5 protein-coding genes (1 of these 5 running past the window's edge) are annotated in these 22,007 nt (G+C 68.0%); all 5 read left to right on the top strand.

The features are described 5' to 3' along the window. Tightly spaced (each overlapping or abutting the next), the 5 genes in view from NA11_RS10420 to NA11_RS10400 form a layout consistent with a single transcriptional unit that may run on beyond the window. Positions 1–3,727, top strand: partial view of a type I polyketide synthase gene (locus NA11_RS10420; protein ID WP_069161626.1) — the 3' portion only. It extends 797 nt beyond the left edge of the window; the window shows 3,727 of its 4,524 coding nt (coding positions 798–4,524); the start codon falls outside the window, past its left edge; it ends in the stop codon at positions 3,725–3,727. Beyond that, on the top strand, positions 3,724–5,004 hold the full coding sequence (locus tag NA11_RS10415; protein WP_069161625.1) for a cytochrome P450: 1,281 nt from the start codon (positions 3,724–3,726) through the stop codon (positions 5,002–5,004). Before NA11_RS10420 ends, NA11_RS10415 begins: the two co-directional genes overlap by 4 nt. Beyond that, positions 4,907–6,223, top strand: coding sequence for a MupA/Atu3671 family FMN-dependent luciferase-like monooxygenase (locus NA11_RS10410; RefSeq protein WP_084654485.1), 1,317 nt, complete (start codon positions 4,907–4,909; stop codon positions 6,221–6,223). The genes NA11_RS10415 and NA11_RS10410 overlap by 98 nt, the downstream gene beginning before the upstream one ends. Then, positions 6,220–19,683 carry a non-ribosomal peptide synthetase gene (locus tag NA11_RS10405; protein WP_069161623.1) on the top strand — a complete coding sequence of 4,488 codons (13,464 nt, stop codon included), beginning with the start codon at positions 6,220–6,222 and terminating at the stop codon, positions 19,681–19,683. Before NA11_RS10410 ends, NA11_RS10405 begins: the two co-directional genes overlap by 4 nt. Continuing rightward, positions 19,680–22,007, top strand: coding sequence for a penicillin acylase family protein (locus tag NA11_RS10400; RefSeq protein WP_069161622.1), 2,328 nt, complete (start codon positions 19,680–19,682; stop codon positions 22,005–22,007). Before NA11_RS10405 ends, NA11_RS10400 begins: the two co-directional genes overlap by 4 nt.

Below are 22,007 nucleotides of genomic sequence, written 5' to 3'. Positions count from 1 at the left end.
GGGCGGAGCGGTCAACAACGACGGCAACCGAAAGGTCGGCTACGCGGCGCCGAGCATCGCAGGTCAGGCCGAGGCCGTCGCCGCGGCCATGGCTCAGGCCGGCGTCGCGCCGCACACCATCGGCTATGTCGAAACACACGGCACCGCAACGCCGATCGGCGATCCCATCGAGATCGCTGCGCTCACCCGAGCCTTCCGGGCGGGTACCGAGGACTCGGGGTACTGCGCCATCGGCTCGGTCAAGACCAACATCGGCCACCTCGACTCGGCCGCGGGGATGGCTGGGCTCATCAAGGTGGTGCTGGCGCTGCAGGCCGGGCAGATCCCGCCGAGCCTGCACTTCGAAAGCCCGAACCCAGCAATCGATTTCGAATCGTCTCCGTTCTTCGTCAACACCACACTGCGGCCGTGGCCGGTGGCAGAGCACCCGCGCCGGGCCGGTGTCAGTTCGTTCGGGGTCGGTGGCACGAACGCCCATCTGGTCGTGCAGGAAGCACCACGTCCGGAGCGAGTGCGGACGCCGGTCACCGGAGCACCCGAGCTGCTGGTGTGGTCCGCTCGCGAACCGGAATCGCTGGACACCGCGATCGATCGGTTCCGTGCCTGGCTGCCGAACGCCGACAACGCTGCCGGACTCGGCGATATCGCGTTCACGCTGCACCGGGGGCGAGCGGCATTCGGTCACCGAGCCGCAGTCGTGGTCGGCGACAAGGACGAGGCGATACGCGCGCTCGATGAGCCGCACCGGCCGACCCTGCTGCGCGGCACGCGACCGGCGGCAGGCGCACCGGATCTGGTGTGGCTGTTTCCGGGCCAGGGCACCCAGCGCGTCGCCGTCGCCTCGGAGTTGTACCGCCGCGTCCGGCCGTTCCGCGAGACGATCGACCAATGCTGTGAAATCTTGAGCGACACAACCGATGTGGATCTGGGTGCGGCTCTGTATTCCGCGTCGGATCCGGCGGCGGCGCAGGCGGCGCTGCGGCGCACGCGCACCACCCAGCCTGCTGTCTTCGTTCTCGACTACGCGCTCGCGGTGACCTGGCAATCCTGGGGCGCCCACCCGACGGCCATGATCGGCCACAGCCTCGGCGAATATGTGGCCGCGTGTCTCGCCGGGGTCTTCTCCCTGGCGGACGCTCTGCGGGTGGTGGCCGCACGCGCCCGCCTCGTCGACGGCCTCGCCGCAGGCGTCATGCTCTCGGTGCGACTGCCCGAATCGGAGCTGAGCGAACTACTGCGCGACGGTGTTTCGGTGGCGGCGGTCAACGGGCCATGCAACACAGTGCTTTCCGGATCGCCCGCCGATATCCTCGCACTGGAGCAGCAGCTTTCCGCACGACAGGTGCTCTGCACCCGACTGGAGACCTCGCACGCGTTTCATTCCCCCGCGCTGGCGCCTGCGGCCGACGAGCTGGAACGGTTGCTTCGGGAAACTCCGTTGCAACCACCGCGCATACCGATCGTCTCCACCGTGACCGGGCAGTGGCTACGCCCCGAGCAGGCCTGCGATCCGGCCTACTGGGCCCGCCAGCTGGTGTCCACCGTGCAGTTCGGGGCCGCCGTCTCGGTGTTGCGAGACGCCCATCCGGACGCCTCGTGGCTGGAAGTCGGTGCCGGACAGTCGTTGTCCGGCCTGGTGCGACCCGCCCTGGCCGACCGGGAAAACGCCGCGGTGGTGAGTTCGCTGCCGACCCCGGAACCCGCCTCGAACCCGGCGGCACTGCTGGCCGCGGCAGGCAAGCTGTGGGTGCGCGGGCACGATCTCGATCTCGGGTCCCCGTATGGGGAAGAGCGCGGGCGCGTGCGGCTTCCCGCTTATCCGTTCGCGCGGACCAGATATTGGGTCGATCCCCCTGAGCGGCAGCCGATTTCGCAGGCGAGACAGCTGGTGCGCAGGCCGGAGGTGGCCGACTGGTTCGCCGTGCCCGGTTGGACGCAGCGTCCTGTGGTGCCGCGGGCGCGTCCCGACCGCCAATGGTTGATCTTCGGTGACACTGAAAATGCCTGCCTCGCAGCAGAATTCGACGACGCGGTGCAGGTCTTCGCTGGCGCGGCGTTCGAGCGTAAAGGAGCAAGGCACTATCTCGTCGAGCCGTCCACCGCCGACGACTACCGGGCGCTGCTGGACGCGCTACGCGCCGACGGTGTCGAGCCGACCGGTGTGGTGCACGCCTTCGGTCTCGGTGCCGACGCGGATTTCGCTGCCGCGCAACACTTCGGCCTGCGCAGTCTGATCGCATTGGCACAGGCCATGAGCCTGCCTGGCGCGGGTGACCCGGTGCCGATCTGGGTTCTGACGCGGGGCTTGTTCGATGTCCAAGCCGACGACACGGTGACCCCGGCGCGGGCCACTGTGCTGGGCGCGGTCACGACATTCGCGCAGGAACGCCCGTGGGTCCGGTGCGGTGTCGTCGACATCGGCACCGTCGACGCCGCAGGGACGGCGAAAATCATGGCTGCGGAAGCGATGCGGGATCACCCCGAGCCGGCCGTGGCCTGGCGAGCAGGCCGCCGTTGGGTGCGCACCTTCGAGCCGATGCCACTGACCGAGTCCACCGGCTCGCGGATCGAACCCGACAGTGTGAGCGCGATTTTCGGCGGGCTCGGCAGCTTCGGCCTGCTCGCGGCCCGCGTGCTGGCCGGGCTCGGTTGTTCGCGGATCGCGCTGATCGACACCGCCGCGCCGTCCGATGACACCGAGCGCGCGCTCGGGCAATTGCGGGCCGACGGCGTCGAGGTACTCGTCCTGGCTGCGGATGTTTCCGACGCGTGGCAAACCCGAGACGCGGTGCGCGACACCATTGCTCACTTCGATCGCCTCGATGGCGTCATCCACGCGGCGGGCCCGCCGCCGTTGCTGGCGGCGCTCGAGGAGGCAGACGTTGCCGAATGCGAGCGGCACTTCGCGACCAAGGTGCACGGGCTGGTGCACCTCGACCGGGTGCTCACGCAGCTGGCTCCCGGGCTCGGTTTCGCGGTCATCGCCTCGTCGCTGGCCTCACTGCTGGGTGGACTCGGCCACACGGCCTATGCCGCAGCAGGGGCCTTCGCCGACGCGTTCGCGCGGTCATGCCGCGAATTGCCGTGGCAGAGCGTGAACTTCGAAACCTGGAAGCTGGGCGGTGAACAGGTCGATCCGGCGGCCGCGGGGGCGAGCCGACTGGAACTGGCGATGACGGCGCGGGAAACCGAGGCCGTCCTGGCGCGGGTGCTTTCCACCCCCGCCTGCGCGTTTCGCGAACTGATCGTCTCGACGGCCGACCCGGTCGAACGGCTGCGCCGGTGGGTCGAACCCACCGGCGCAGGTGCGCCGTCGCCGCGGGTGCGGGCGACCCATCGCCGCCCGAACCTGGCCACGCCGTACGTGGCGCCACGCACCGAACTCGAATCCGGCGTCACCGGACTGTGGGAGCACCTGCTCGGCATCGCCGGAATCGGCGTGTACGACAACTTCTTCGAGCTGGGCGGCGATTCGCTGCTCATCACCCGGCTCGCCGCACGAGTCCGCACGGAGTTCCAGGTCGAGTTGTCGTTGCGGCAGCTCTTCGAGGCTCCCGTTCCCGCCGAGGTGGCGATGCTGATCACGGAGGCGCAGTCGGACCCCGACGATCTGGCGGTGGTCAAGCAGATGCTGGCCGAGCTCGACAACCTGCCCGACGACCTGGCCTTGGAAGTGCTCCGCGACGCGGGTATCGCGCCGCCCGATCACCACGGATCGGAGCAATGACGATGCCCGAGCATTGTCCTGTACACGGGCCGGGCGAGGTCGCGGCATTCGACCGACCGGAGATTGTCGCCGATCCTTACGATTACTATCGCGCGCTGCGTGCGGAGGCTTCGCCGACCTACGATGCGACGCTGGGGGCCTGGCTGATCGCCAAGCACGCCGATGTCACAGCGGTCCTGCGTGATCCGGCGTTCTCGGTGCGAGGTAACGCCGGGTTCCTCGCGATGCTGCCCACCGGGACGGGTGAATTCGATTCGCTGCATAGGTTTTTCGGTACCTGGCTGGGATTGTCGGACCCGCCCGAACACACCCACCGCCGAGCGGCGTTCAGCGGGAAGCTGTCCAACCGCACCGTGCTGGCGCTCAGCGAGGTGATCCAGGACGCGGCCGACCATCTGGTCGCCAAGGCCGCTCAGCTCGGCGGCTGCGACGTGGTCGCCGATTTCGCGCCGCTGCCCGCGGTCGTGATGGCGCGGCTGCTCGGCATCGATTATCAACGGCTGCAGTCGTTTCGGCCGTGGATCACGGACGTCGTCACGTTCATGCGAACACCGAAAGTCGACACTGCACGTCGCGCGCAGCACGCCATCGAACAGTGGCGACAGTGGCTGGACGATCATCTCGCGCATTCCGGCGGGCACGGCGTGATCGCGTCGCTGGCCGCGGGCGGCGACCTGACCCGCGACGAGGTGCTCGCGCTCGTTGCCGCGCTCGTCACCGGCCCGCCGTTCCGCAGATTCGGCGACAACGAGCCGACCGCACAGTTTCTGGCCAAGGCCGTGAACCTACTGCTGGAGCACCCGGAGCTGCTGGCTCGGTTGCGCGCCGAACCCGGCCTGATCCCCGCCGCCGTCGACGAGTTGCTGAGGTACGAGCCGCCGTTCCACTTCATCACCCGCCACGTCGACTCCCCGGTGCGGTTTCGTGGCGTGCGGATCGAACCGGGGCAGCCGGTGCTGGTGTTGCTGGCGTCGGCGAATCGAGATGCGGCCGAGTTCACGGCTCCGGACGAGATCCGGCTCGATCGGCCGGGCAGGCAGATGAGTTTCGGCTTGGGCGCGCACTTCTGTCTCGGCGCACCCCTGGCGCACCTCGAGGTGGAACTGACCTTGGCAGCGATGCTGCGCGGTTGGCCGAACATCCGGCGCAGCGCGGACGTGCGCTGGCGAATGGAGACGGGTGTCCGTGCGCTGGAAGGACTTTCGCTCGAGCTCGACGGCGAGCCGGACGAAGTACGGCTGCTGCTCGATCGCAGGGAAGGAGCAGGCGATTACTGATCTGCCCGGACGGCTGGCCGGACTGTCGCCGCGGCAACGCGCGTTGCTTGCGGCCGGGCTGGCGCGTAAACGTGTCGATGAGCCGCCTGCCCCAGCGCCCGCGCCACCGCCACCTCTGCCGGTGCACCGGCCCCTGTCATTCAGCTTGTTCTTCTTCTCCGACAATGCCGCGCACCGCCCGCAGCACCCGTATCGACTGGTGCTTGCGGCGGCACAGTTCGCCGACGACCACGATTTCGAGGCCGTCTGGCTGCCCGAGCGCCACTTTCACGAATTCGGCGGGCTGTATCCGAACCCGTCGGTCCTCGCGGCGGCCGTCGCAGCGACCACCCGTCGGGTGCGCATCCGGGCGGGCAGTGTCGTTGTGCCACTGCACCATCCGGCTCGCGTCGCCGAGGAGTGGGCGATGGTCGACAACCTGTCCGGTGGGCGGGTCGACATCGCCGCCGCATCCGGCTGGGCGCCCGACGATTTCGCGCTCTCGACCGTGGACTTCCAGCGCCGCCGTTCCGAGACCTTCACCAGGTTGGACGCGATTCGCGCGTTGTGGCGCGGCGATCGGATCGACATGCGGCTCGGTGCGGGAGCGAAGCCGTTGCCGCTGGCCACCTTTCCGCGGCCGATTCAGCCTGAGCTCTCGGTGTGGATCACCACCGCCGGTACCCCCGAGACGTGGGCACTGGCAGGCGCGAAGGGCTACCACGTGCTGTCCGGTCTGTTACAGGGCGATCTGGACCGGGCCGCCGCCAACATCGCCCGGTATCGCAACGCCAGAGCGGACGCCGGACACGATCCGGCGACCGGCCGGGTGACCATGATGATGCACACCTTCGTCGGGGCGTCGGTCGAGGACGTGCGCCGCACGGTGCGCGCCCCGCTGCTGGCGTATCTCGAAACCCACCTGAAGCTCTACGAGACGATGCCCGGCCTGCAGGCGCGGCTCGATATCGACGCCGCCGACTTCTCGGCCGACGACAAGGCGGCCGTCGCGGAATTCGCCTTCGAGCGGTACTTCGCAGGCAACGGCATGTTCGGCACACCCGAGACCTGCCTGGACATGACCGCGCGCCTGCAGCAGGCGGGCGTCGACGAGGTGGCGTGCCTGATCGACTTCGGCGTCGACGACGACATCGTGCTGGCCGGCTTGGCCGGTATCGACGCCCTGCGCCTGGCGGTTCAGCGTGCGGCGTCGCACCCGGATGTGGAGGTTGGCCCGTGACGGACCTGTCGGCAAGGATCGCGGCACTCGCGCCGGACAAGCGTGCCCTGCTGGAAAAGCTGGTGCGCGAACGCGACTCGGCGGCGTCGCCGGAGGCACGGGCCTCCCTGGGGCAGGAGCGGCTCTGGTTGCTCAGCCGGCTCGCGCCCGGCAGCGCGGCCTACAACGAGTCCGTCCGGTATCTGCTGCGCGGACCGCTCGAGCTGGCCGCGTTGCAGGCCGCGCTGCGTCTGGTGGTCCAGCGGCACGAGGTCTTGCGCTCGGGACTGGTGTTGCGCGACAACGGATTACACATGGTGCCTGCGCCGGAGCTCCCGGTCCTTTCGGTGCTCGAGACCTCGCCCGCCGAGGTGGCCGCCCTTGCGGTGGCCGACGCGGGCATGCCGTTCGATGCGGGCATGCCGTTCGATCTGGCCCGCCCGCCGCTGGTCCGCGCCACGCTGTTCCGCACGGCCGCCGAGGAATTCACGCTGTGCGTGACCGCTCATCACGCGGTGTGCGACGGGTGGTCGCTCGGGCTCTTCATCGCCGAAATCGTCGAGTTCTATCACGCTTACCACCGGGGCGAGTCGCCGTCGCCTGCGCCACTGTCGACGAGCTACGCCGATCATGCGCGCACTGAACGTCGACTGGCAGGCGCGGGTGCGTTCGACGGGCACATCGAGCATTTCGCGCGCCAACTCGGTGGTGCGCCGCCGTTGCTCCCGCTGCCCACCGACCGGCCTCGGCGGGCGGCGCACCGAGGTCGCGGAGCCCGGATGCCGATCTCGGTGCCCGTGGCCACCACCGAGCGGCTGAGCATGCTCGCTGGCCAGGAGAACGCCACCCTGTTCATGGCGAGTCTGACGGTCTTCGCCGCGGTGCTCAGGAGCCATACCGGTGTCGAGGACATCGTGGTCGCCACGATGGCCGCCAACCGCCCGCCCGGCGCGGAGCGGCTGATCGGGTTTTTCGTCAACGCCGTGGCGCTGCGGCTCGATCTGTCGGGGAATCCCACCTTCGCCGAGGCGCTGCGGCGCGTGCGGGAAACCTGCCTGTCGGCATACGACAATCAGGCAGCGCCGTTCGAGCGCGTCGTCGCGCGACTCGGCAGCGGACAGCAGGCAGGCCACACCGCGCTGACCCAGGTCACCGTCAACTTCGAGAACGCGCCGAGGTCCGTGTTCGAGCTGGCCGGCCTGACCATCGAGGCGAAGGACAACTTTCCCGGGACCTCGAAATCCGATCTGGCGGTGTCGCTTCGCGTCGTCGGTGGGTCTTTGACCGGGCACTTGGAGTACGACACCGACCTCTTCGATGCGGACCGCATGGCGCGGATGGCCGCGCACTTCCACACCGCCCTCGCCGCATTCGCGCACGCACCCGCGACGCGGGTCGCGGACCTGGATATCCGCTCCGCCGCGGAGCAGCGGCTGATCGCCGAGGTGAGCCATGGGCCGACACTGCCCACCCCGGCGGTGCCCTTTCTCGCCCGTTTCGAACGCGTGGTTGCCACGCGGCCGGACACGCCGGCCGTCGTGTCTGCGGCCGAGTCGCTGACCTACGGTCAGCTCGCCGAGCGCGTCGATGGTCTGGCGGATCGGTTGCGCGCCATGGGGGTCGAGCGGGATACACGGGTGCTGATTGCGCTGCCGCGGTCACCCGATCTCGTGGTGGCGATGCTGGCGGTGCTCAAGGCGGGCGGTGCGTTCGTCCCTGTCGATCTCACGCATCCGCTCGACCGGATCCGGCAGATCGTCGAGTCCGCACAGCCGTTGCTTGCGGTGGTCGATCGCCCCGGGCGCCTCGCCGATATCGTGCCCACGGTCGTGGTGTCCGGCGAACACGAGTCACCGGCGGCCAGGATGGCTCGGGTGCGGGCCCGAGGTGCGGACGATCTGTGTTACGTCATCTACACCTCGGGAACGACCGGGCGGCCCAAGGGCGTCATGGTGACCGATCAGGGCTTCACGAACTATCTGGCGTGGGCGGTGCACTGCTTCGGCAGCGCAGCCAACGGCGAGACGCCGGTGCACACGTCGGCGGCTTTCGATTTCGCCTTGATCAGTGTGTTCGTTCCGCTGGCTGTCGGCGGCCGCATCCGGGTCCACACCGAAGCGGAGGACATCACTCACCTCGCCACACGGCTCGCGGCGGACGGCGAGGTCGGTGTGCTTGCGGCGACACCGGTCCATGTCGGACTGCTCCGCGAGTTGTTGAGTCCGGCCGCTCTCGCGAATCTCCGCGGCACGCTGGCCGTTGCGAGTGAAGCGGTGCACAGCGAACAGTTGGCCGTGTTCCGCGCCTACGCGCCGGGCCTGCGGATCTTCAACAATTACGGTCCGACGGAGACCGCCGTCGTCTGTGTCATGCACGAGATCGTTGCCGCCGATCCCTGGACCGGACCGGTGCCGATCGGGCGGCCGATCTCGGGCGTGCGGGTGCGCGTGCTCGACCGCTGGCTGCGGCCGGTGCCGATCGGCGTGACCGGCGAACTCTATGTCGAAGGCCCCGGCGTTGCCCGCGGCTATCTCGCCGAGACTGCCCGTACGGCAAGCAGATTCGTCGCGACCGAGGCCGGCGGCCGGATGTACCGTACCGGCGATCTGGTCAGCATCCGGTCCGACGGCGTCCTGCACTATCTCGGTCGCAGCGACACTCAGGTCAAACTGCGCGGCTATCGCATCGAGCTGGACGAGATCGACTCGGCCCTGCTCGGCTGTCCCGGCGTCTCGGCCGCGTCGTCGGCGCTGCGGCGCAACAGTTTCGGCGCGCCCTATCTGATCGGCTACGTCGTCGGCGACGGCGGCGCGGTGTCCGACGAGGACCTGCGCACGCACCTGCAACGCCGGTTGCCCGCGTACATGGTGCCCTCGGCGATTGTCGCCCTACCGACGCTGCCGCTGACCGCTGCGGGAAAGGTCGACCGCGCCGCTCTGCCGGAACCGGGGGAGCGGCCGCAGGCGCCGTTCGCCGCGCCGCACGGTGCGACCGAGGTGGCGTTGGCACAGGTGTGGAGCGCGCTGCTCCGCGTCGACCGGGTCGGGCGCGACGACGACTTCTTCGAACTCGGTGGACAATCCGTCATCGCCGTGCAGCTCATCGCGCGGATCGGTGCGGTATTCGACGTCGCGCTTCCCGTGCCCGCGGTGTTCGAGGCCACCACGCTGCGTGCACTGGCGGCGCGGATCGACGCCATGCCCGGCCGGTCGGCCGCCGGCCGATTCTCGCTGATGCCGGTGGCCCGCAACGGTTATCTGCCGCTCTCCTTCGCCCAGGAACGGTTCTGGTTGCTGGAACAGCTCGACCCGGGTTCGCCCGCGTACCACATTGCGGCCGCGCTCGAAGTCCGCGGCCCGCTGAACCTGCTTGCGCTGCGGTCTGCCGTGAATCAGGTTGTCGCACGGCACGAGTCGTTGCGGACGACGTTCCGGCAGGCCTTCGACGGGGAACCGGTACAGGTGATCGCGCCCGTGCTGGTGATCGATATACCGGTCGTCGACGTCGGATCGCGCCAGGAGCACCGCGCGGACGAGATCAATCGGCGCGCCGCTGCCGAGGTCGAGCGGCCCTTCGATCTCGGCAGCGGCCCGTTGCTGCGCCTCACGGTGTTGCGGGCGTCGGCGGTCGAGCACGTGCTGGTCTGCACGCTGCACCACAGCGTGTCCGACGGATGGTCGGTGGCCGTGCTGACCGCCGAGATCAGCGCGGCCTACACCGCGAGCGTCACCGACCAGCCCTACCACCCGGCACCACTGCCGGTGCAGTACGTGGATGTGGCTGTGCAGCAACGGCGGCGGCAACGAGCGGATGACTTCGACAGCGACCTGGCCTATTGGCGCGACCGGTTGGCCGGTGCGCCCGCGGAGTTTGCGGCACTAGAGGCCGACACCGGGCAGACCGGTGGCGGGTGGCTGGAGTTCGAGTGTCCTGGCCCCGAGTGGCAGGCGGCGGTTGCGGTCGGTGCTGACGTCGGGGCTACCCCGTTCACGGTGCTGCTTGCCGCATGGCAGGCCGTGCTGGCGTATTGGAGCGGCCAAGACGACGTCGTGGTTGGGGTGCCGGTATCCGGCCGCGATCAGCCGGAGTTGGACCGCTTGATCGGACCGCTGCTCAACACGCTGCCGATGCGCGCCCAGTTGTCCGGACGACCGACGTTCCGCACGTTGCTCGAGCAGGCGCGCGGCAGTGTCGTCGACGCGCTCGCGCACGGCGGAGTTCCGTTCGAGCAGATCGTCGAGACGCTCGCTCCGACGCGAAACCCACAGAGCACACCGGTATTCCAGGTGATGTTCGCGTTCCAGAACATGCCGCAGCCGACCTTCGAACTGCACGGCCTTGCGGTAGCGCCGCGGCCGATGCAGACCGGGGCCGCGAAATTCCCCCTGACGTTGACCGCCGCCGAGCGCGCAGGCCGACTGCGCGGGGTCATGGAATACGACCGTGCCCGCCTCCGGCCCGAGACCGTGCAACGCCTCAACGGCTACCTCGGGCGGATGCTGCGGCACGCGGGGCAGCAGCCCGATGTCCCGCTCACCGACCTGGAGCTGCTCGCCACCGACGAGCGAACAGCGTTGCTGGTCGAGCGAAACCGCACCACGGTTCCGGTACCGGCGGAGACGCTCGCGAGTCTGTTCCAGCGGCAGGCGCGGCGGTCGCCATCGGCGGTGGCCGTGGTGGACGGGACAACGGAGTTGACCTACGCGGAGTTCGCCGGGCGGGCGAATCGGTTGGCGCGCTGGTTGATCGGGCGTGGGGTCGGCCCGGAGTCGTTGGTTGCCATCGTTTTACCGCGCAGCGTGCGCTTCGTGGAATGCGCTTACGCGACGGCGCTCGCCGGGGGCGGGTATGTGCCGATCGATCCGACCACCCCGGCGCGGCGGATGGCGCTGCTACTCGAACAGGCGTCGCCGGTGGTCGTCTTGGACGCGGAAGTGCTGGCGCGGATCGACCTGACCGATTCCAGCGCGGATCCGATCACCGACGGTGACCGTCGCGCCACGCTGCTGCCCGCGAACATCGCCTATGTCTGCTTCACCTCCGGTTCCACCGGTAGCCCGAAACCGGTTGCCGTGTCGCACGCTGCGATTGTCAACCAGTTGCTGTGGCTGCGGTCGCGTTACGGACTGATCGCCGATGACGTTGTGCTGCACAAGACTCCGCTCACCTTCGATGTCTCGGTCTTGGAGTTGTTCGGGCCGTTGCAGATCGGGGCACGGATGGTGGTGGCGGCGCCGGACGTCCATCGTGATCCAGGTCTTCTTGTCGACACGATCATTCGGCACCGGGTGACGGTAGTGCATTTCGTGCCGTCGATGCTCGCGGTCTTCCTCGATGAACCCGGTGTGCGCGAGTGCCGTTCGTTGACCGCAGTGTTTTCCGGTGGCGAAGCACTCCCGGTCGCGACTGTGCTGCGCTCGTGGGAGCGGCTCGGCTTGCGGCCGCACAATCTCTATGGCCTTACCGAGACCGCCGTGGACGCAACGTCTTACGAGACCACCGGTGCCGAGTCCGCTACCGTCCCGATCGGTGCGCCGGTGTGGAATACCGCGGTCTTTGTGCTCGACCGCGCATTGCGGTTGGTGCCGGTCGGCGCGGTGGGCGAGTTGTACATCGGCGGTGTGCAATTGGCGCGTGGTTACGCGGGCCGTCCCGGCCTGACCAGTGCCGCATTCGTTGCTGATCCGTTCGGGTCGGGTGAGCGGCTCTATCGCACCGGTGATGTCGTCCGGTGGAATCACGCCGGGCAGTTGGCGTATCTCGGCCGGGCGGATCATCAGGTCAAACTCCGTGGCCATCGCATCGAGCCCGCCGAGGTCGAGCACGCGTTGTGCGGTGTGCCGGGGATTCGAGCGGCCGCGGTCCAATTGCGCGACGAGGGCAACGGCCCGGTACTGGCCGCCTTCGTCGCTGCCGCCCCCGGCCTGGCACAGAGCGAGATCAGCGCGGCATTGCACGCCGTGCTGCCCGAGCCCATGGTGCCGACACGGTTCGCGTTCGTCGAAACGCTGCCGCAGACATCCAGCGGCAAGCTCGATCGAAATGCGTTGCGCAACATTGCCATCGAGCCCGAAGCTGAGCGTCCTCGGCAGATACCGCCGCGCACAGCGACCGAGCGGGTGGTGTACGACATCTGGGCAGAGGTACTCAGAGACGAGCGTTTCGGTGTCGCCGACAACTTCTTTCACCTCGGCGGGCACTCGCTGCTGGCCACCCAGATGCTGGCGCGGCTCGGCCGTGCCACCGGTGTCCGGCTTTCGGTACGCGAGGTGTTCGGTGCGCCGACGCTCGCGGAGTTCGCGGCGCTGGTGGATCGGGTGCGGGCGCAGACGCCGCGGATCTCGATGCCTGGGCTCGCGGCGGCGCCACGGCCGGAACGGATCCCGTTGTCGTTCGCGCAGCGGCGGATGTGGTTCCTGAACCAGCTCGATCCCTCGTCGTCGGCCTATCACATCGCGCTCGCGTTCCGGGGGTCCGGCGATCTCGATATCGCTGTGCTGCGGGCCGCGGTGCGTGATCTGGTCGGCAGGCACGAGGCGCTGCGAACGGTGTTTCCCGCTGTGGACGGTGAACCGGTGCAATCGATTCTGCCCATCGACGATATCGGTGATGTCGTGACCGGCCCGGTCGCCCTTGGGAGTGACAAGGAGCTCTGGGATGCGGTCCGCGGATTTGTGGATCGCGGTTTCGATGTGACGATCGATGTGCCGGTCCGGGTGATGGTGTGTGCGGTAACGGAATCGGTTCATGTGCTGGTGCTGGTGCTGCACCATATCGCGAGCGATGGGCTGTCCAAGGTGCCGTTGGCCCGCGACATGGTCACCGCGTATGCGGCGCGGTCGCGTGGCGCGGAGCCCGGCTGGGCGCCGCTTGCGGTGCAGTATGCGGACTTCACCCTGTGGCAGCGAAAGGTCTTGGGGAACAGTGCCGATCCCACCTCGGTGGCGGCCGCCGACGAGGCCTTCTGGGTGCGGGAATTGGCCGGTGTTGCGCACGTCATCGAATTGCCGTCGGACCGTCGGCGCCCGGCATTCCCGTCCTATGCGGGTGGCACAGTGCAATTCACGGTGCCCACCGACCTGACGCAGATGGTCTACCAGCAGGCACACGAGCATGCAGTCACCGTCTTCATGGTGTTGCATGCCGCGCTTGCGGTGCTGCTCGCGAAATTGGCGCGCGCCGACGACGTTGTGATCGGGACACCGGTTGCCGGACGTGCCGAGGGTGCACTCGACGACGTGGTCGGCATGTTCGTCAACACGATTCCGCTGCGCACGCCGGTCCGGGCCGATCAGTCGTTCGCCGAGCTGCTCGAGGCAGTGCGCGAAACGGACCTGACGATCTTCACCCACGCGGAACTACCGTTCGAACGGATCGTGGAGGCGGTCCAGCCGCAGCGTTCGACCGCACACAATCCGCTGTTCCAGATCATGCTGGCATTTCAGAACCTGCCCGAGACAACCTTCGAGTTGCCGGGATTGCGGCTCGAAGACCTCGAACTGCACAGTGCCACTGCGAAGTTCGATCTGGAGTGGATCTTCACCGAAGTGTTCGATGGCCAGGGTCGGGTGGCTCGGCTGCACGGCAAGCTGATATTCGCCACCGACCTGTTCGACACCGCGACGGCGCAGACATTCGGAGATCGCTTTCTGCGCGTACTCACCGCGGCGGTCACGCACCCCGGCACCCACGTGGGTGACATCGACCTGCTCTCCGCGCCCGAACGAGCCGCCCTGCTGGCCGAGCGAAACACCACGAGTCAACCACTACCGGAGGAAACACTCGCAAGCCTGTTCCAGCGGCAGGCGCGGCGATCACCATCGGCGGTGGCCGTGGTGGACGACAGCACCGAGTCGACCTATGCGGAATTTTCTGGGCGGGCGAATCGGTTGGCCCGCTGGTTGATCGGGCGCGGGATCGGCCCGGAGTCGCTGGTCGCCATCATCATGCCGCGCAGTGGACACTTTGCGGTGTGCGCGTACGCGACAGTGCTGGCGGGCGGCGGCTTCGTGCCGATCGATCCGACTGTCCCTGCGCAGCGGAGAACACAGCTACTCGAACAGGTCTCGCCGGTTGTCGTCCTCGACTCGGAATTGCTGACCGACCTCGACCTGACCGGTTTGTCCGCGGAACCGATCACCGACCGTGACCGCAGGGCAGCGCTGCGACCTGCGAACATCGCCTATGTCAGCTTCACCTCCGGTTCCACCGGTCTGCCCAAGCCAGTGGTCGCGACACATGCCGCCATCGTCAACAGGGTGCTGTGGATGCAGTCGCGTTACCGGCTGACCGCCGATGACGTTGTGCTGCACAAGACTCCGCTCACCTTCGACGTCGCGGTATGGGAGTTGTTCTGGCCGTTGCAGATCGGGGCACGGATGGTGGTTGCGGCGCCGGACGGCCACCGTGATCCCGGCTATCTTGTCGACACGATCGTCCGGCACCGGGTGACGGTCGTGTACTTCGTGCCGTCGATGCTCGAGGTCTTCCTCGACCACCCCGGCGCCAGCGATTGCCGGTCCTTGACGACAGTGCTGGCCTCGGGTGAAACGCTCCCGGTCGCCATCGCATGGCGAACGCTACAGCGCCTCGGCGCCAGGCTGCACAATTTGTACGGCCCGACCGAAACCACGGTGGAAGTAACCTCTTTCGAGGTCACCGGCCAGGAGACTGACACGGTGCCGATCGGGCTTCCGATACCGAACACCACGGTCGCCGTGCTCGACGGTCGGCTGCGGCCGGTGCCCGTCGGCGTCGCGGGCGAGTTGTACATCGGCGGTGTGCAATTGGCGCGCGGATACGCCGGCCGCCCCGGATTGACCGGCGTATCCTTCGTCGCCGATCCGTTCGGGACGGGGCATCGGCTCTATCGCACCGGCGATATCGGGCGGTGGTGTCACACCGGGCAGTTGGAGTACCTGGGCCGGGAGGATCATCAGGTCAAACTTCGCGGCTACCGCATCGAGCCCGCTGAAGTCGAGCAAGCATTGCGCGGTGTGCCCGGCGTCCGCGCGTCCGCGGTGCTGACCAGGGACGAGGGCAACGGCCCTGTGCTGGTCGCCTTCCTCGCGGCCGCACCGGGTGCGACAACGAGCGAGATCAGGGCGGCCTTGCGCACGGTGTTGCCGGAGCACATGATCCCGACGCTGTTCGCGTTCGTCGATACGCTGCCGCGTACGTCCAGCGGCAAGATCGATCGAATCGCGTTGCACGCCAAGGCGATCGAATCCGCAATCGAGCGGGTTCCGCTGGTCGTGCCGCGGACGCCGACCGAGCGGACGGTGCACGCCATCTGGGCCGAGCTGCTCGGAGTCGACGACTTCGGTACCGCTGACAACTTCTTTCATCTCGGAGGGCATTCGTTGCTGGCCACCCGGATGCTGGCGCGGGTGCACCGCGCGATCGGCGTCGAGCTGCCCGTGCGAGGAATGTTCGACGCGCCGACGCTGGCGGAGTTCGCCGCGCTGGTGGATCGGGCGCGGGCGGACGTGCGCGCGGACCGAGTGCCCGCGCCGGTCGCCGGTCCGCGCCCGGAGCGGCTCCCGTTGTCGTTCGCTCAGCGGCGAATGTGGCTGTTGAATCAGTTCGATCCCTCGTCGTCGGCTTACCACATCGTGCACGCGTTCCGGCTGTCCGGAGCCATCGACATCAATACTCTCCGCACTGCCGTGCGCGATGTCGTCGGTAGGCAGGAGGCACTGCGCACGGTGTTTCCGATCGTGGACGGTGCGCCCGTGCAATCGATAGTGCCGCTTGGTGATATCGCCGATGTCGTGACCGGCCCGGTTGCTCCAGGGAGCGCGCAGGAGCTCCGGGATGCCGTCCGTGATTTCACGGATCGCGGTTTCGATGTGACGGTCGATGTGCCGGTCCGGGTGTTGGTGTGTGCGGTGACGGAGTCGGTTCACGTGCTGGTGCTCGTCGTGCATCACATCGCGAGTGACGGGTTGTCTAGGGTGCCGTTTGCGCGCGATATGGTCACCGCGTATGCGGCGCGGTCGCGTGGCGCGGAACCTGATTGGGCGCCGCTGGTGATGCAGTATGCGGACTTCGCGCTGTGGCAGCGAAAGGTCTTGGGGGACAGTGCCGATCCCACTTCGGTGGCGGCCATCGACGAGGCCTTCTGGGTGCGGGAGCTGGCGGGCGTACCGCAGGTCATCGAATTGCCGTCGGATCGTCGACGGCCCGGGGCGTTGTCGTATGCGGGTGGGGTAGTCGAGTTCGCGGTGCCTGCTGAACTGGCGGGTGCGGTCTACGCGGCGGCGCGCGAGCAGCGGGTCACTGTTTTCATGGTGTTGCATGCCGTGCTTGCGGTGCTGTTGGCCCGATTGGCGCGCGTCGACGATATCGTGATCGGGACACCGGTCGCCGGACGTGCCGAGGGTGCGCTCGATGATGTGGTTGGCATGTTCGTCAACACGATTCCGTTGCGCACGTCGGTTCGGGCAGATCAGTCGTTCGTCGAGCTGCTCGAGGCGGTGCGCGAAACGGATTTGACGGCCTTGTCCCACGCTGAACTTCCGTTCGAACGCATCGTTGAGGTGGTCCGGCCGCAGCGTTCGACCGCACACAATCCGCTGTTCCAGATCATGCTGGCATTTCAGAACCTGCCCGAGACATCCTTCGAGTTGCCGGTGTTAAGGCTCGAAGATTTCGAAATCCCAAGGACAACTTCGCGATTCGACCTGGAATGGTCCTTCGCCGAGGTGCCGGAGGGACCCGATGCGGTGACCGGGCTGCACTGCTCGCTCGGCTTCGCCACTGATCTGTTCGACCCAGCGACAGTCGCGGCGCTTCGGGATAGGTTCCTGCGTGTGCTCACCGCCGCCGTCGCCAACCCCCGAGGACGAGTCGGCGCCATCGATCTGCTTTCCCCGGAGGAACGGACCGCGCTGCTGATCGATCGAAACGACAGTACGGTGGCGATACCCATGGCGGCGGGCGCGACGCTGCCCGCGCTGTTCCAGGCGCAGGTGGAGCGGACCCCCGATCGAATCGCGGTCACCTGTGGGGATACGTCGGCAACGTATGCGGAGTTTTCCGGGCGGGTGAACCGGCTGGCCCGCTGGTTGATCGAGCAAGGCGTCGGTCCGGAGTCGCTGGTCGCCCTCGCGTTACCGCGCGGCGAACGATTCGTTGAGTGCGCTTACGCCACAGTGCTGGCGGGCGGTGCGTTCGTGCCGATCGATCCGAACGCACCCGCGCAACGCAGAGAGCTACTGCTCGAGCAGGTTTCGCCGGTCGTCGTCCTCGATCCGGTGACGCTGCCAGACATCGACCTGACCGCACGCAGCGCCGGACCGCTCACCGATCGCGATCGCCGGGCTGCGCTGCGACCCGGCAACCCTGCCTATGTGCTCTTCACCTCCGGCTCCACCGGTCGACCGAAACCCGTTGTCGTTACCCACGGTGCGATCGTCAACCAGCTGCTGTGGTTGCAATCGCACTGTGGGCTGACCTCCGATGACGTTGTGCTGCACAAGACTCCGCTCACCTTCGATGTCTCGGTCTTGGAGTTGTTCGGGCCGTTGCACATCGGAGCACGGATGGTGGTGGCGGCACCGGACGGCCACCACGATCCTGGCTACCTCGTCGACACGATCCTCCGGCACGACGTCACCGTCGCGCATTTCGTGCCGTCGATGCTCGAAGCTTTTCTCGCCGAGCCTGAGGTGCGCCGATGCTCGACGTTGTCGACGGTGTGCTCGTCCGGCGAAGCGCTCCCGGCGGCCACCGCGCGACGGACGCGGCATCGGCTCGGGGTCCGGCTGCACAATCTGTATGGCCCCACCGAAACCACGGTGGAGGCAACGTGTTTCGAGGTCACCGGCAACGAGCCCGACCCCGTCCCGATCGGTGCCCCGGTATGGAACACCACGACGTTTGTCCTCGACCCGATGCTGCGCCCGGTGCCGGTCGGCGTGGCAGGCGAGTTGTACATCGGCGGTGCGCAATTGGCGCGCGGGTACGCGGGCCTGCCTGGCTTGACCAGCGCTGCTTTCGTAGCTGATCCGTTCGGGGCGGGAGGTCGGTTGTATCGCACCGGCGATATCGTGCGATGGACACCGGCGGGCTTGGAGTTCATGGGACGCAGCGACTTTCAGGTCAAACTACGCGGGCAGCGGATCGAACTCGGTGAGATCGAATCGGTCATGGCGCGACTGCCGGGGGTGCGCAGGGCCGTCGTGACGATGCACAACGACCCGCGCCTCGGCGATCAGCTGGCGGCCTACGTGACCGGAACCGGCCTCGACTCGGACGCCATGATCGAGTCGGTGCGTGACGTTCTCCCCGGATATCTGGTGCCCCCGGCGGTGACGGTGCTCGACGAGTTCCCCGTCGGCACTTCGGGAAAGCTGGACCGCGCGGCGTTGCCCGCACCGGTGTTCCGGCCCCGGCGGTATCGCGAGCCGGCAACGCCGACCGAGGTCGCGGTCGCCGCGGTATTCGCTGAGTTGCTCGGTGTGCCTGCCGTCGGCTCGGACGACGAGTTCTTTGCGCTCGGCGGCAACTCGCTGGTGGCCACCCAGCTCGTGCGACGGCTGATGGAAGAGCTGAGAACCAGGCTGCCTGTGCCCGAGGTGTTCGCACACCCGTCCGTTTCGGCGCTCGCGGCGCGAATCGACGTGCGGCGCACGACGGAGCAACGCGACGCCGAGCCCGTGAATCCGTCCGGTGTCGTCCGGTTGCACCGCGCAGGCGGTGGCCGCCCGCCGCTGTACTGCGTGCATGGGATCCTCGGCGGTGTCTTCGAGTACGCCGCGCTCGCCCGACGGCTGGCCGATACGGACGCGGTGTACGGGCTCACGCCCGGACCGGAGTCGGCGCCCGCATCGATCGAGCAGATCGCCGCGGAACTGATCGCCCGGATGCGTCACGACCGGCCGCACGGTCCCTATCGATTGCTCGGTTGGTCGTTCGCGGGCATCGTGGCCTATGAGATGGCCGTACAGCTCCGCGAATCCGGGTCCGCGGTCGACCAGCTCGTCTTGGTCGACACGGCTGCGCCGCAACGGATGTCGGTCGGTGTTCCGGTCGACCCGGACGAGCGGTTCGCGACGTTCGTCTACACGCTGATGCCTGCTGCCGAGCATCGTGCTGCGTTGGGCGAGGGTATCTGGGGGCGCGAGCTCGCCGACCAGCTCGAGCTGATCACCGAGCACGCACAGCGGGTAGGGGCGTTGCCGACATACACCACCCTCGATGAGATCCGGCGCCGCTATGCGTTGTTCGAGCGACATCTGTGGGCACTGCGCCACTATCGGCCGCGCCCGTATCACGGTGTCACCACCATCGTTCGTGCCGCGGAAACAGCTGAGCCCGTGCATGATCCGACGCTCGGCTGGGCATCGGTCGGCGCCGACGGCCGCGTCCTCGTCGAGGTGCCGGGCATGCACCACACGATTCTGCTGCCGCCGGATGTCGACCGGTTGGCGGCCGCCGTCCGCGGCGACGAAACAGCAGCCGAGAGGACGATATGACCGCCGGGGTGCGTTGCTTTTCAGTGCTCGGCTTGGTGCTCGCCCTCCTCGCGGGCATCACCAACGGAACCGGTGCCGCAGCAAGCGAATCGGTAGTCATCCGGCGTACCGAATACGGCATTCCGCATGTCCTCGCCCACGATTTCGCCGGTCTGGGATTCGGTCTCGGCTACGCCTTCGCGGAAGACAACATGTGCTCGCTCGCGGACATCGTGGTGACGGTCGCCGGTGAGCGCTCGGTGTACTTCGGCGCCGACGCCAACGCAGAGGACCCGGTCGATCGGCAGCTGACCAATATCGATAGCGACGTCTTCCACCGCTCCCTGCACGAAAACCACACTGTGGAGCGGGTATTCGACCAGCCGCCACCGCTCGGTCCGACCGACGAAGTCGAGGACATCATCGACGGCTATGCGGACGGAGTGAACCGGTATCTCGCCGATGTCGGAGTGGCCGGGCTGCCTGACTCCGAGTGCCGCGACAAACCGTGGGTGCGCCCGATCACCCCGCTCGACGTGCACCGCATCATCTACGACATCACCGTGTTCGGCGGGCTCGGCCGGGTGAAGACACGGATCGCGACTGCGGCGCCGACACCGCACCAGGCTGCCCCGATCGACGCGGTGTTCACCGAGTTGGCCGACGACACAGTGCCTCTGGGCAGTAATGGCATCGCCGTCGGGCGCGACGCCACCCAACAGGGCGGCGGCTTCCTGCTGGCCAATCCCCATTTTCCGTGGCGCGGTGCGCTGCGGTTCTATCAGGCGCAGTTGACCATTCCCGGTATCCTCGACGTGTCGGGGGCGACGATGCCCGGCGTGCCGTTGGTCATGATCGGCCACACCGCGCGCATGGCCTGGACTCATACGGTGTCGACGGCCCGGCGGCACAGCCTGTACGCCTTGCAGTTGGTGCCAGGGGATCCGACGAGCTATCTCGTCGACGGCCGACCCGAGCGGATGACCGAGCGCAGCATCGCGGTGCCGGTGCTCGGCGGCGGCACGGTGCACCGGACCGTGTACAGCTCCCGGTACGGGCCGGTGCTCGGCGGTGCGTGGACCGAGTCGCATGCGGTCTCGCTGCGAGATGTCAACGCAGGCAACGGGCGAACGGCCAATGTGTGGCTGGCGATGAATCGGGCAGGCAGTGTCGCGGAGCTGCGCCCGGCCCAAGACCGTTACCAGGGCGTCCCGTTCGTGAACACACTTGCCGTCGACGACACCGGTGTCGCCTATTACGCCGATGCCTCGGTGGTTCCGCACCTGACCGACACGCAAGCGTTGCTGTGCGGCCGAGGACCAGGGTTTCCGCCGAGTGCGGCGCTGCTCGACGGCTCGTTGTCGTTGTGCGAGTGGGGGAGTGACCCCGGTGCCGTGACACCGGGGATCTTCGGCCCGCAGGTGTACCCGGCGCTGACGCGCACCGATTTCGTCACCAACAGCAATGATTCGGCGTGGCTCACCAACCCGGCCGCGCCGATCGTCGGCACCCCACAGATCTTCGGACCCGCTACGACGATGCGGAGCTTGCGCACCCGGGTCGGCCTCGACATCATCGATCGGCGCCTGCGTGGCACGGATGGCTTCGGTCCGCCGGGGTTCACCATTCCGACCGCGCTGGCGGCCTTTTCGGCCGAGCGTAACCACAGCGCCGAATTGGCAAGAGACAGCGTCGTTTCGATGTGCCGCGAGCAGCCGACCGCGGTGGCGACCGACGGCCGCGCCGTCGAACTCGGCGAAGCGTGTGCGGCGTTGGCGCAGTGGGATCTTCGCGCACGGCCGGACAGCGGGGGAGCCGTGCTGTGGCGCCAATTCTGGCTTGCCGCAGAGCGCGTTCCCCATGCGTGGACGGTGCCGTTCGATCCGGCCAACCCACTGACCACACCGAACACCCTCAACACTGCGTCCCCCGATATCCGCCGCGCGCTGGCCGACGCCGTGGCGCGCCTGGCCGACGCAGGGGTGGCGCCGACCGCCTCGCTCTCCTCGGCGCAACGCTCGATCGGCACCGGCGTCGCAGTGCCCGGCTGCACCCACCAGGAAGGCTGCTACAACGTAATCGGCGGGGACCCACCAGGACTCCGCCCCGACGGCACCTTCGCCCCCGTGGACTCCGGTTCGAGCTTCATGATGGCAGTCGAGCTGTCTCCGGAAGGCCCCTCGGCCCGCACCTTGCTGACCTACTCCCAATCTGCCGCCGCCACCTCCCCCCACCACAGCGACCAAACCCAACTGTTCACCACCGAGGACTGGATCGCCGATCGCTTCACCGAATCCGACATCCGCGCGGACCCCGCACTGCGAACCCGCGTCCTACACCCCTGA

The sequence above is a fragment of the Nocardia altamirensis NBRC 108246 genome (assembly GCF_001612685.1).
In the GTDB taxonomy this organism is placed as follows: domain Bacteria; phylum Actinomycetota; class Actinomycetes; order Mycobacteriales; family Mycobacteriaceae; genus Nocardia; species Nocardia altamirensis.
This window is presented reverse-complemented; position numbering and strand designations above follow the sequence as displayed.

Coding starts and splice junctions, on each gene's coding strand:
- NA11_RS10415 (WP_069161625.1), top strand. CDS start 3,724: ATGACGATGCCCGAGCATTGTCCTGTACACGGGCCGGGCGAGGTCGCG.
- NA11_RS10400 (WP_069161622.1), top strand. CDS start 19,680: ATGACCGCCGGGGTGCGTTGCTTTTCAGTGCTCGGCTTGGTGCTCGCC.